Source organism: Rhodococcus sp. RD6.2 (assembly GCF_001040705.1).
GTDB lineage: Bacteria > Actinomycetota > Actinomycetes > Mycobacteriales > Mycobacteriaceae > Rhodococcus_G.
Window position 1 is genome coordinate 351,891 of sequence record NZ_CVQP01000006.1, and the last position, 12,112, is coordinate 364,002.

The window sequence follows — 12,112 nt, forward strand, 5'->3', positions numbered from 1 at the left end:
GTTCTGTCACCCGGCGAGTTCGTTCACCCCGACGAGCGGTGCCGCCGGATGGTCGCGCAACACGGCTTCCAGTCGCGCTGCAACGTCCGCCGGGTCCGTGCCCTCGGTGCTCAAGACCAGGTCCACGACCGTGAGCCCGCGCATGGTGGTGGCGAGCTTGTGCGCATGGTCAGCGAGTTCCTGCCGCCCCGACCAGGTTTCGGGCTCCCGGTCGAGCACTCGGCGTCGCACGGTCTCGGGTTCGGCGTCCAGGCGCACGGTCAGGTGGTGGTCGGCGCCGAGCGCCGCCGACACCGCCCGGCCGTAGGCGTCGTCCTCGACCGTCGCGGTGACGAGCAGGAGAGTGTGGCCCGCCTCGCGGTAGGAGCGGGCAAGCATTGCCGCGTGCCGGAGCACGCGCCGGGTGTCGAGCGGCGGGTAGCAGCGCTCGAGTTCGTCGAGTTCGATCAGTGCGTTGGCGATGCCGGCGTCGCCGAGGCCGTCGTGCAGTTCGGTGAGGACCGAGGTCTTTCCCGCCCCGGGTGGTCCTGTCAGCAGCAGTGCGAACATGTCGGCCAGTGTGTCAGCTCGCGCAGCGGTCGTCGGCGTGCCTCCGGGCACGCTCGCCGGATGTGTACGAGAGTCGGGCCATGACCATCGAGAAGATCGACGGACTCCCGGCAGGCACCCTCGGCTACCGCGGTCTCGGGGTGGTGACCTCCGAGGACTACCGCACCGTGCTCGACCCCGCGATCGAGGAGGCCGTCTCCACGCACGATCGTGTCAACCTCGTCTACGTCCTCGGCGACGGATTCGACCGGTACTCACTCGGGGCGATGTGGCAGGACACCCAGCTGATCGGTGTCCCGCGCAACATCTGGGGGCGCCTTGCCCTGGTCACCGATCACACCGGGCTCGGTGAAGCCGTGCACCTTTTCGCGTTCCTGTTCCCCGGCGAACTGCGGGTGTTCTCGACCGCCCGCGAGGCCGATGCGATCGAGTGGGCCGCGGGCGGCTGACCTGCGCCCGTCAGGTCCGGGCCCGGCCGGGGAGGATCACCGCGACCACGAACGCCCCGACCACCAGTGCCAGTCCGCCGACGAGGCTGGCCTGCCCGATGGCGTCGGCGAACGCGCTGCCCGCGGCCTCGCGCAGGGGTTCCGCGTACGACGAGGCGAACGGATTCGTGGCCATCTCCTGCGCGACGAGGGTTGCGCCGCCGACGGATTCGCGGGAGACCTCCATCGCGTAGTCCGCCTGCGCCGCCATGTCGCCGGTCAGCTTCGGTAGCGGTGCGGCGTCGAGGAATCCGGCGATCGACTCCTGGTACCGCGAGGCGAGGACCGATCCGAGGATGGCGATGCCGAGGGAGCCGCCGAGCTCGATGGCGGTGTCGTTGAGCCCGCCCGCGGCGCCGAGGTCGTCTTCGGGAAACCTGTCCATGATCGCGTCGGTGGCGGGCGGTTCGGCGAGACCGATACCCAGACCCAGCAGTGCGAGCGCGGCGGCGAAGATCGGGTATCCGGAGTCGGAATCGGCCGCCGTCATCAGGAGGATGCCTGTCGCGGCGAGGAGCATGCCGGCGACCACGGTGCCGCGCACGCCGAGACGGGGCGCGATCCGTCCACTGGTCAGGGCACCGAGGGAGACGGCGCCGGCCAGTGGTAGCAGTCGGACACCGGTTTCGAGCGGGCCGTAGCCGAGGACGAACTGGAACTGCTGGGCGATGAAGTAGATCGCGGCGAACGCGGCGAGGAACAGCAGCAGCACCGCCACCGCCGCGCCGCCTATGGTCCGGTCGGAGAGACGCCGGATGTCGAGCAGCGGATGCGGGTGCCGCAGTTCCCACACGACGAACGCCGCGGTGGCGACGGTCGCGAGGGCAGCCGCGGCGATCGGACCCGTGCTCCACCCGAAGTGGAAGCCGTTGATGATCGAGTAGACCAGGGCGCCGATCGCGACCACGGACAGCAGGCCGCCGATCCAGTCGATGCGGCGGGACTCGGCGGCCCGCGACGGGGGTACCAGGATCAGGGCGCCGACGGCCGCGGCGGCGGCGATCGGGACGTTGATGAGGAAAGTGGCGTTCCACGAATGGGATTCGAGGATCCAGCCGGCGAGCAGAGGCCCGAACGCGATCGCGAGACCAGCGGTGGCCGCCCACGCCGCGATCGCGCGGGAACGCTCGGCGCGCGGGAATGTCGCGACCAGGAGCGACAGGGTCGCGGGCATGATGACCGCCGCGCCGACGCCCATGACCATCCGGGCGGCCACGACAGCGGTCGTGGTGTCCGCGAGGCTGCCGAACACCGCGCCCGCTCCGAACACGAACAGGCCTGCGAGGAGCGCGCCGCGGCGGCTGTAGCGGTCGCCGACGACGCCGAACAGCAACATCAATGCGGCGTAGGGGACGGTGTAGCCGTCGATCACCCACTGCAACTGCGAACTGGTGAGCGCGAGATCCCGGGTCATGTCGGGTGCCGCGACGATCAGCGCCGTGTTGGCCATGACGACGATAAGCAGGGCCAGGCACAGCACGCCGAGCGCCGCCCACCGCAGGCGGTACGGCGACCGGTCGTCGGTGACCGGTCTGGTGGAGAGAAGGGTCATGTCGGGCTCCGTTCCTCGGGTTCTCGACGCTGATTGCACACTGATGTGCAAGTTACTTTCCTTGCACACGAGTGTGCAATATGGCTGTGTTGCGAATCACGGGCGCGTGGAAGGTCGGTTCGGTTCGGCACGCGTGGAACACTGCGGAGGTGGAAGGCGGTGCAGGCGTGGACAACGAACCGGTCAGGCCGCGGCGTAGTCAGGCCCGTGCGAACCGGTCCCGGATCATCGAGGCCGCGATCGCCGAGTTCGCAGGCAATCCCGACGCCAGCATGGACGACGTCGCGCGTGCGGCAGGAGTGGTCCGGCGAACCGTCTACGGGCATTTCCCCAGCCGCGACGCGCTGATCGAAGGTCTCGTCGACGAGGCGTCGTCCGCGCTGCTCTCGGTGCTCGAAGCGTTGCCGACCCTGCCCGACCGTCCCGACGTCTCGACCGCGATGCTCGCCCTGCTGAGCTGGCCCATCGGTGACCGGTTCCGGGTGCTGCTCACCTTCGCGCGCGCAGAACTGGGGGAGAAGCGCATCCGCGACCTCATCGAGCCGGCCCGTGCGCCGAGCGTCGCCCTCGTCGAACGCGGGCAGGCCGACGGCCTCTTCTCCACCTACCTGCCCGCCCCGGTGCTCGTCGCGATGACCGAGGCCGTCACCCTTGCGCTGTTCGAGGAGGCGAACAACGGAGCGATCGCCGACGACGGCGATTCGTTCGCCCTCGCATCGCTCGTCCTGCTCGGGGTTCCGCCCGACCGGGCCGCCGAGGTGGTCGCCGAGGCGTGGGACCTGCTGCGGACGAGGACCGAGGCGCCAGCCGGGCGGCGCTGATTACTCGGTGGGAAGCCGTCGTCGTGCGAGATAGACTGCATTACGTCACCGTCGTCGGATCAGGAAAGCAGGCCATAGCTACCACGTGAGCGCAGACAGCATGGGTGGGACGTCGTCCCCCGTCTCCCGGTCCGATTCCTCGGCGCGGATGGTCGACGCGCAGCAGCGCCCCGCGCAGCGCTCCGTCCGATCGAGCATGGAGATCTCGCCCGAAGCGATGTTGCCTCTGCTCGGCTCCACCGACGAGAACCTCAAGGCACTCGAACGTGCCCTCGACGCCGACATCCACGTGCGCGGCAACACCGTCACCTTCACCGGCGTCGCCTCAGACGTCGCCCTCGCGGAGCGGGTGGTGAGTGAACTCGTCACGTTGGTCGGCAAGAGTCAGGCGCTCACACCCGACGCGGTGCGGCGCAGCATCTCGATGATGACCGACGGTGCAGGCGAATCGCCCGCCGAGGTGCTCAGCCTCGACATTCTGTCCAGGCGCGGCAAGACGATTCGCCCGAAGACCGTGAACCAGAAGCGGTACGTCGACGCGATCGACGCCAACACCATCGTGTTCGGCATCGGTCCCGCAGGCACCGGCAAGACGTATCTGGCGATGGCGAAGGCCGTGCAGGCGTTGCAGTCGAAGAACGTCAGCCGGATCATCCTCACGCGACCGGCCGTCGAGGCGGGCGAGCGGCTCGGCTTCCTGCCGGGCACCCTGCACGAGAAGATCGACCCCTACCTTCGGCCGCTGCACGACGCGCTGCACGACATGATGGATCCCGAAGCGATCCCGAAGCTCATGCAGGCGGGCGTCATCGAGGTCGCGCCCCTGGCGTACATGCGTGGCCGGACGTTGAACGACGCGTTCATCATCCTGGACGAGGCGCAGAACACCACGGCCGAGCAGATGAAGATGTTCCTGACCCGCCTCGGGTTCGGGTCGAAGATCGTCGTCACCGGCGACGTCACCCAGGTGGACCTGCCCGGCGGGCAGCGCTCCGGGTTGCGCGCCGCGGCCGAGATCCTCACCGAAATCGACGACATCCACTTCGCCGAACTGACCAGTGCCGATGTCGTCCGGCACCGGCTCGTCTCCGACATCGTCGACGCCTACGACCGGTTCGAGTCCGAGCGGGTCGACGACGTTGCACTGGGCAACCGGGCGCAGCGCCGCGCTGCCGGCGGTCGCCCGGGGCGTCGGTGACCGGGATTCGGCACCACCCCGCACTACAGTTGAATCCCCGCGCGGTCGCCGGTCACCCAGCGGACGCGACCCGCGCAGAACGGCCCCGAGGAGAACGGCACAGATGAGCATCGAGGTATCCAACGAGTCCGGGATGGACGTCTCCGAGGCGGAGCTCGTCAGCGTCGCCCGGTTCGCGATCTCCCAGATGGACGTGCACCCGGCGGCCGAGCTGTCGATGGTGCTCGTCGACCTGGACACCATGGCGGACCTCCACATGCGGTGGATGGACCTCCCCGGACCCACCGACGTGATGTCGTTCCCGATGGACGAGCTGGAACCGGGTGGCAGGCCCGACGCACCCGAACCCGGCCCGGCGATGCTCGGCGACATCGTGCTCTGCCCGGCGTTCGCCGCCGACCAGGCCGCGAAGGCGGGCCATTCCACGGCGCACGAGCTCGCGTTGCTGACCGTCCACGGTGTCCTGCACCTGCTCGGCTACGACCACGCGGAGCCCGAGGAGGAGAAGGAGATGTTCGCCCTCCAGAACAGCCTCCTCGCCGAGTGGTACGACGATGTGGCGCGTCAGGAACGCGACGCCGAACTCGCCGCCCGCGACAGCAGGCTGCTCGGCAAGACCGGGTTCGTAGACCGGCCCGAGCCGTGAACCCCGACTCGGTCCGAGCGGTGAGCGGTCGCCAGTGAGCGGTGCCGTCCTGCTCATCCTGTCCGCTGTCCTGCTCGCGTTGCTCGGTGGCGTGTTCGCCGCACTCGACTCGGCGCTGAACACGGTCTCGCCCGCTCGTGTCGAGGAGATGGCGAAGGACGAACGTCCCGGCGCGCAGCGGTTGCTCGCCATCGTCGAGGACCGGCCGCGGTACGTGAATCTGACGGTCCTGCTTCGCATCGCGTCGGAGATCAGCGCAACCGTGCTCCTCGCCGCCGGGCTGCTCACGATGCTCTCGACCGGCTGGGCGCTCGGGATCACCGCCGTCGTGATGGTGCTGGTCAACTACGTCGCCATCGGCGTCGGACCGCGCACCATCGGCAGGCAACACGCCTACTCGATCGCCCTCGCCGGGGCGTTGCCCGTGCAGGCGCTCGGTGTCCTGCTCAGCCCGATCAGCCGCCTGCTGATCCTGATCGGCAACGCGCTGACACCCGGCAAGGGTTTCCGGAACGGTCCGTTCGCGTCCGAGATCGAGCTTCGGGAGCTCGTCGACCTCGCGCAGGAACGTGGCGTCGTCGCGGACGAGGAGCGGCGGATGATCCAGTCCGTCTTCGAACTCGGCGACACCCCCGCGCGTGAGGTGATGGTCCCGCGGCCGGAGATGGTGTGGATCGAGGCCGACAAGTCCGCGGGCCAGGCCACGTCGCTCGCGGTGCGCAGCGGGCACTCCCGCATCCCGGTGATCGGGGAGAACGTCGACGACGTCCTCGGCGTCGTCTACCTCAAGGACCTGGTGGAGAAGACGTACCACGCGACGGACGGCGGCCACGGTGTCTCCGTCGCCGAGGTCATGCGCCCCGCTGTGTTCGTGCCCGACTCCAAGCCCCTCGACAGTCTGCTCGCGGAGATGCAGCGCGACCGGAACCACATGGCGCTGCTCGTCGACGAATACGGCGGCATCGCCGGGCTCGTCACCATCGAGGACGTGATCGAGGAGATCGTCGGCGAGATCGCCGACGAATACGACACCGACGAGATCCCGCCCGTCGAGGACCTCGAGGACGGGCGCTACCGGCTCTCCGCGCGGCTGCCGCTCGAGGACCTCGCCGAACTGTTCGACATCGAGATCGACAGCGACGAGGTCGACACCGTCGGCGGACTCGTCGGCTACGAACTCGGCCGCGTCCCGCTGCCCGGGTCCGAGGTGATGGTTGCCGTCCGCGACGCCTCCACCTCCGGCCGCGACGCCGTGACCGACGGCATCGTGCTGCGCGCCGAGGGCGGCAGCGACATGCGCGGACGAGTCCGCATCACCACGGTGCTCGCCTGGCGTGCACCACAGACCGACGAGAACGAGACCCAGGAGTCCGCATGACCACCACCGAATTTCGTTCCGGCTTCGTCTGTTTCGTCGGCCGACCGAACACCGGCAAGTCGACGCTGACCAACGCGCTCGTCGGCAGCAAGATCGCCATCACGTCGTCGCGGCCGCAGACGACGCGGCACACGATCCGCGGCATCGTCCACCGCGAACACACTCAGCTGATCCTCGTCGACACCCCCGGCCTGCACCGGCCGCGCACCCTTCTCGGTCAGCGCCTCAACGACCTGGTGCGTGACACGTACTCCGAGGTCGACGCGATCTGCCTGTGCATTCCCGCGGACGAGAAGGTCGGACCCGGCGACCGCTGGATCCTCGAGCAGGTACGGCAGGTCGCGCCGCGCACGAAGCTGATCGGCATCGTCACCAAGATCGACAAGGTCGGCAAGCAGCAACTCGCCGCCCAACTGCTCGCCGTTTCGAAGCTCCTCGGGCCGGAGACCGACGTGGTTCCGGTGTCGGCGGCGTCGGGGGAGCAGGTCGAGGTCCTCGTCGACGTCCTCGCCTCGCACATGGAGGAGGGGCCCGCGTTCTACCCGGACGGCGAGCTCACCGACGAGCCCGAGGAAACCCTCATGGCCGAGCTGATCCGCGAGGCCGCACTCGAGGGGCTCGGGGACGAACTGCCGCACTCGCTGGCCGTCGTCATCGAGGAGATCGTCGAACGTGAGGGTCGCACCGAGAAGCAGGGCGAACTGCTCGACGTGCACGCCCTGCTGTACGTCGAGCGGCCCAGCCAGAAGGGCATCGTGATCGGCAAGGGCGGTGCCCGGCTCCGCGAGGTCGGCACCAAGGCGCGCCTGCAGATCGAGAAGCTGCTCGGCACGCGAATCTTCCTGGAACTGCACGTCAAGGTCGCCAAGGACTGGCAGCGGGATCCGAAGCAGCTCGGGCGGCTGGGGTTCTGACGCGATGGTCTCGCGTCGTCATCCCGGTGCCGCGCTTGCGGTGACCGCGGCTGCGGCGCTGGGTGCGGCAGGCTGCGCGTCCGACACCGCGCCGCGCCGCGTCCCTCCCCCGAGCGGCCTTCACATGATGTCGAGCACCGATGACGCGCCCCTCGACTGGTCCCGCACCTTCCGCCCGGCATCCGAGATCTGCACTGGCATGGCGCGGTATCTCGACGTCCTCGAGGCGGGCCTGGCGCGGAGCGGACTCCAGGACCGCGGGCGCGAATACGAGGCGACGTGGATGCTCGACCTGCGCCGGTCGACCGCTGCGTGGGCGCTGGCGAGCGACGAGGAACGCAGCGAGGTCGAGCGCGGGTACCACGACGCCGTGCGCGGTGACTGCTGACGGTCAGGCGCTGAGCAGCCGCAGTATCGCGGCCGAGACGTCCTGCGGGACACCCGTTGCGACGCGACGCAGCTGCAGGCCCGCGATCGTCGCGACGAGCGTCGAGGCGACGTCGCGGGCGCCGGGGACGCCGAGCGCCTCGAGGATCGTCACCGTCAGGGTGTCGTACGCGGCGAAGCACTTGTTCGCCGCGTCCTGGAGCGACGGGTCGCGGCCGGCCTGGATGAACAACTCGAACGGAGCGAGGCGCTCGGCCGTCCACCCGAGGTCGCGGACCACCTGCTCAGTGAGCGATGCGGCGTCGACGATGCTCAGCCCGTGGTCGCGGTAGCTCTCGGCGAGCTCGGTCAGCCGGGTGGTCTCGTCCGTGACGAACCCGAGAAGCGCGTCGCGGAGCATGTCGTTGCGGGTGGGGAAGTGATAGGTGATGGAGCCGAGGGACACCTCGGCTTGCGCGGCGATGCGGCGATTCGTCACCGCTGCCACCCCGTCGCTTCCGATGACGTGCAGGACCGCCTGCAGGATGCGTTCCCGTGCGGGCGTGGCGACGGTGGGCTCGTTCACGTCACCACCACCGCTCGGGAGTTGCGGTGTCCCAACGCAGCTCGCGCTCCAACTGCGCTGCCAGCGAGACGAGGAGGGGTTCGCTCGACTCGTGGCCCATCAACTGGACGCCGCGCGGCAGCCCCTCGTCGGTGAACCCGGCGGGCACACCGACACTCGGCCACCCGAGCACGTTCCATGGCCAGGCGTACGGGCACGCCGCGGTGATGACCTTGTCGGTCTCGTAGTGGCCGGTCCGGTCGATCGCGTCGACCTTCGGCGGCGGTGTCGCGGTCGTCGGCGCGAGGATCACGTCGAATTCGTTGAAGATCGACCCGATCCGGCGCCGGATCCGCGGTTCGGCGGCCCGGGCGACGCGCAGGGGCAGTCCGCCGAGCAGTCGTCCGGTGCGGGCGTTGGCGAGGGTGCGGGGATCGAGTTGCGTGGGGTCCGGCACTCGCTGCCGCCACTCCTCCAATCCGGCCATCGAGCGCGGAAGGAAATTGGCGCCCAACAGGATTCCGTACGCGGGATCGGCAACGACCACCTCGTGACCGAGTCGGCGCAGCGTGTGGGCGATACCGCCGACGGCATCGCGGATCTCCGGGTGCAGCGCCGTCGGGGTCGCCGTGAACGGCAGTTTCAACGAGAGTGCGATCCGCAGTCGTCCGGGCTCGCGGTCCGCGGCGTCGCGCACGGTGAGCGGACGGGGGGTGTGCAGGTCGCCGTCGTGGGGTCCGGCGACGAGGTCGAGCAGGAGCGCGGCGTCCTCGACGGTGCGGGCCAGGGGGCCGAAGACGGTGACGCCGTTGAACGCCTCGGGGTCCGGCCAGGTGGAGATCCGTCCGCGCTGCGGTTTGATGCCGACGAGGTTGGTCCACGACGCCGGGATACGAACCGACCCGGCGCCATCCGACCCGAGCGCGGCAGGAACCAGTCCGGCCGCGACCGCAGCGGCACTGCCGCCCGAGGAGCCGCCGGGGGTGCGGTCCCGCGCCCACGGGTTGCGGGTGTGCCCGAAGCTGCCGCCGGTGAAGGGCCACTGCCCGAGTTCGGGGCTGTGCGTCTTCCCGACGATCACCGCGCCCGCCGCACGGAGTCGACGTACGGCCTCGGAGTCGGCGGTCTTCGCCGGGAAGTCGCCCGCGCACCCGAAGGCGGTCGGTTCACCCGCGACGTCGACGTCGTCCTTGACGGCGATGGGCACGCCGAGGAGTGGGAGGCGTTCACCTGCGGCGAGGCGACGATCCGCGTCGGCGGCCTCGGCGAGCGCGGCGGCGCGGCGCACGACCTTGAACGCGTTCAGTGTCGGCTGGGCGGCGTCGATCGCGTCGAGGCTGCGGGTGACCATCGCGACGGAGGTGGTGTCGCCGTCGGCGAGCGATCGCGCGCATTCCGCGAGCGTCGGCCACGTGAGTGTGGGTCGGGCGCGGCCGGACCCCTCGTGCGCGGCCGCACCCGACCGGTCCGTCCCCTGTTGACCGGTGTCAACGCTCATGTCGCCTCCCTGTTCGTTCGAACGAACGGTAGCAGCGGTCGGTGTGGTGCGGGCCGTTTTCGCCGTGAGTCCTTTCGGTCCTCCGGCGGGCCGAAAGGACTCACGGCGCGGGGGTGGCGGCGGTGTCGTTCCTGCATGGGACACTGAACCGGTGAGGTTGTACCGGGATCATGCAGTGGTGCTGCGCCAGCACAAGCTGGGCGAGGCCGACCGCATCGTCACCCTCCTCACCAGGCAGTACGGACTCGTTCGTGCCGTTGCCAAGGGAGTCCGCCGCACCAAGTCGAAGTTCGGGGCCCGGCTCGAGCCGTTCGCCCACATCGACGTCCAGCTCTACCCCGGCCGCTCGCTCGACGTGATCACCCAGGTGCAGACGCTCGACGCGTTCGCCACCGACATCGTCGACGACTACGGCCGCTACACCACCGCCTGCGCGATCCTCGAGACCGCCGAACGGCTGTCCGGGGAGGAGCGGGCGCCCGCGCCGCGCCTGCACCGGCTGACGGTCGGGGCGCTGCGCGCGGTCAGCGACCAGGTCCGCGCACCCGAGCTGGTCCTCGACGCCTTCCTGCTGCGGGCGATGGGCTTCGCCGGCTGGGCGCCTGCCCTCGACGAGTGCGCCCGCTGCGCCGCGCCCGGCCCGCACCGCGCGTTCCACGTCGCCGCCGGGGGAGCGGTGTGCGTGCACTGCCGCCCGCCGGGTGCCGCCACGCCGTCGCCCGGTGTGCTCGACCTGATGGCCGCACTGGACCGCGGTGACTGGGAGTTCGCGGAGACCGTCGCCGCAGGGGTGCGGTCGCAGGCGTCCGGTCTGGTCGCCGCGCACCTGCAGTGGCACCTGGAACGGCAGCTGCGGACACTGCCTCTGATCGAACGAGCGCGGCCGCATGCCGCTGCCCCTGAGCAGGTCGGGCAGGGGGCCGTCGGGCAGGATGAAGGGCGTGATCCGACGACGCGCACCGCAAGCCTCGCCTGACCGGGAGATCCGTCCCCCGAACCCGCACCCGTCCGGGGCGCGGGCGCCGATCATCCAGCCCGAGCTCATTCCCCGGCACGTCGCGCTGGTGATGGACGGCAACGGCCGGTGGGCGCAGGAACGCGGACTGCCGCGTACCGCCGGACACGAGCGTGGTGAGGCCGTCCTCATGGACTCCGTCGAGGGGTGCATCGAGGTAGGTGTGAAATGGCTGTCGGCCTACGCGTTCTCCACCGAGAACTGGAAGCGCAGCCCCGAAGAGGTCAAGTTCCTGATGGGCTTCAACCGGGACGTGATCCGGCGCCGCCGCGACGAGATGCACGAGATGGGCGTCCGGGTGCGCTGGGCGGGACGCAGGCCGCGTCTGTGGGCGTCGGTGATCAAGGAACTCGAGATCGCCGAGGAGCTCACCAAGGACAACGACGTCATGACGCTGACCATGTGCGTCAACTACGGCGGCCGGGCCGAAATCGCCGACGCCGCACGGGAGATCGCACGCCGGGTCGCGGCAGGCGAGATCAACCCGGAGAAGGTCACCGAGGCGACCGTCGCCAAGTACCTCGACGAACCCGACATGCCCGACGTCGACCTGTTCCTGCGCCCTTCCGGCGAGCTGCGCACGTCGAACTTCCTCATCTGGCAGTCCGCCTACGCGGAGATGGTGTTCCAGGAGAAGCTGTTTCCCGACTTCGACCGCCGCGACCTGTGGGCCGCCTGCGTCGAGTATGCGTCGCGTGACCGCCGCTTTGGCGGAGTCAAATGAGCGAGGACACCGCCGCTGCGCTCCAGGCGCGGGTGCACGGCGCGCTCGCGCTGTTCGTTGACATCGCGGAAACGACCGATGGTTCATTGGGATTCGAGTACGCGGGTGCCCTGTGCTCGATGCGTGCCGTGAATCTCGCTCCCGGATTGGATGTGCTGTCGCTGACGGCGGTCCTGGCGTGGGATCGGCCCGTCAGCACCACGCTGCACCGCAAGGTCGCGGCGAAGAACGATGCGCTGCAGTTCGGGTTGGTCTCGGTGATCACCCGCGGGCGCCTCGCCGACGTCATCCTCCGCTACACCTTCCCCGCCGCCGGGCTGACGGACGAGGCGCTGACCACGATGCTCCTGCTCGTGCTCGCCGGTGTGGAGGACAGCAGGCAGGGTCTGCTCGGGTAG

At 69.8% G+C, this 12,112-nt stretch carries 14 protein-coding genes; 10 read left to right on the plus strand and 4 right to left on the minus strand.

All coding sequences use genetic code 11. The features are described 5' to 3' along the window. Positions 1-6 precede the first annotated feature (6 nt). Positions 7-549 carry an AAA family ATPase gene (locus RHCRD62_RS11835; protein ID WP_172671051.1) on the minus strand — a complete coding sequence of 181 codons (543 nt, stop codon included), beginning with the start codon at positions 547-549 and terminating at the stop codon, positions 7-9. Between the two features lie 80 nt (positions 550-629). Here RHCRD62_RS11835 and RHCRD62_RS11840 point away from each other — a divergent pair, with 80 nt between their 5' ends. After that, complete coding sequence (locus RHCRD62_RS11840) at positions 630-998, plus strand: SpoIIAA family protein (RefSeq protein ID WP_050064892.1); 369 nt, start codon at positions 630-632, stop codon at positions 996-998. Positions 999-1,008: 10 nt separating this feature from the next. On the opposite strand, the gene RHCRD62_RS11845 is transcribed toward RHCRD62_RS11840, so the two are convergent. After that, entirely contained in the window at positions 1,009-2,589 is a 1,581-nt protein-coding gene (locus RHCRD62_RS11845; protein WP_050064893.1) for an MFS transporter, read from the minus strand. A gap of 86 nt (positions 2,590-2,675) precedes the next feature. On the opposite strand from RHCRD62_RS11845, the gene RHCRD62_RS11850 reads away from it, so the two are divergent. The 6 genes from RHCRD62_RS11850 (at position 2,676) to RHCRD62_RS11875 (ending at position 7,934) form a co-directional block, all read left to right on the plus strand. Continuing rightward, positions 2,676-3,410, plus strand: a complete 735-nt coding sequence (locus RHCRD62_RS11850) for a TetR/AcrR family transcriptional regulator (protein WP_253277310.1) — start codon at positions 2,676-2,678, stop codon at positions 3,408-3,410. A 148-nt stretch (positions 3,411-3,558) separates the two neighbouring features. Next, positions 3,559-4,608, plus strand: coding sequence for a PhoH family protein (locus tag RHCRD62_RS11855; RefSeq protein WP_050064894.1), 1,050 nt, complete (start codon positions 3,559-3,561; stop codon positions 4,606-4,608). Positions 4,609-4,711: 103 nt separating this feature from the next. After that, positions 4,712-5,254, plus strand: a complete 543-nt coding sequence (gene ybeY, locus RHCRD62_RS11860; RefSeq protein ID WP_050064895.1) for an rRNA maturation RNase YbeY — start codon at positions 4,712-4,714, stop codon at positions 5,252-5,254. A gap of 34 nt (positions 5,255-5,288) precedes the next feature. After that, positions 5,289-6,632: a hemolysin family protein gene (locus RHCRD62_RS11865; RefSeq protein WP_050064896.1), complete on the plus strand. Its 1,344-nt coding sequence runs from the start codon at positions 5,289-5,291 to the stop codon at positions 6,630-6,632. Next, a complete protein-coding gene (gene era, locus RHCRD62_RS11870; protein ID WP_050064897.1) occupies positions 6,629-7,546 on the plus strand; it encodes a GTPase Era in 918 nt (305 codons plus the stop codon). Before RHCRD62_RS11865 ends, era begins: the two co-directional genes overlap by 4 nt. Before the next feature lie 4 nt (positions 7,547-7,550). Further along, on the plus strand, positions 7,551-7,934 hold the full coding sequence (locus RHCRD62_RS11875; protein WP_050064898.1) for a hypothetical protein: 384 nt from the start codon (positions 7,551-7,553) through the stop codon (positions 7,932-7,934). Positions 7,935-7,937: 3 nt separating this feature from the next. On the opposite strand, the gene RHCRD62_RS11880 is transcribed toward RHCRD62_RS11875, so the two are convergent. Together RHCRD62_RS11880 and RHCRD62_RS11885 are read right to left on the minus strand one after the other, a co-directional pair. Further along, positions 7,938-8,498 carry a TetR/AcrR family transcriptional regulator gene (locus RHCRD62_RS11880; protein WP_050064899.1) on the minus strand — a complete coding sequence of 187 codons (561 nt, stop codon included), beginning with the start codon at positions 8,496-8,498 and terminating at the stop codon, positions 7,938-7,940. A gap of 1 nt (position 8,499) precedes the next feature. Further along, positions 8,500-9,975: an amidase gene (locus tag RHCRD62_RS11885; protein WP_050064900.1), complete on the minus strand. Its 1,476-nt coding sequence runs from the start codon at positions 9,973-9,975 to the stop codon at positions 8,500-8,502. 151 nt (positions 9,976-10,126) lie between these two features. On the opposite strand from RHCRD62_RS11885, the gene recO reads away from it, so the two are divergent. Genes recO through RHCRD62_RS11900 form a run of 3 tightly spaced genes read left to right on the plus strand, consistent with a single transcriptional unit; the run spans position 10,127 to position 12,112 of the window. Continuing rightward, complete coding sequence (recO, locus tag RHCRD62_RS11890) at positions 10,127-10,951, plus strand: DNA repair protein RecO (RefSeq protein WP_084734215.1); 825 nt, start codon at positions 10,127-10,129, stop codon at positions 10,949-10,951. Further along, positions 10,908-11,714: an isoprenyl transferase gene (locus RHCRD62_RS11895; RefSeq protein WP_050064902.1), complete on the plus strand. Its 807-nt coding sequence runs from the start codon at positions 10,908-10,910 to the stop codon at positions 11,712-11,714. Before recO ends, RHCRD62_RS11895 begins: the two co-directional genes overlap by 44 nt. Continuing rightward, complete coding sequence (locus RHCRD62_RS11900; protein ID WP_050064903.1) at positions 11,711-12,112, plus strand: hypothetical protein; 402 nt, start codon at positions 11,711-11,713, stop codon at positions 12,110-12,112. Before RHCRD62_RS11895 ends, RHCRD62_RS11900 begins: the two co-directional genes overlap by 4 nt.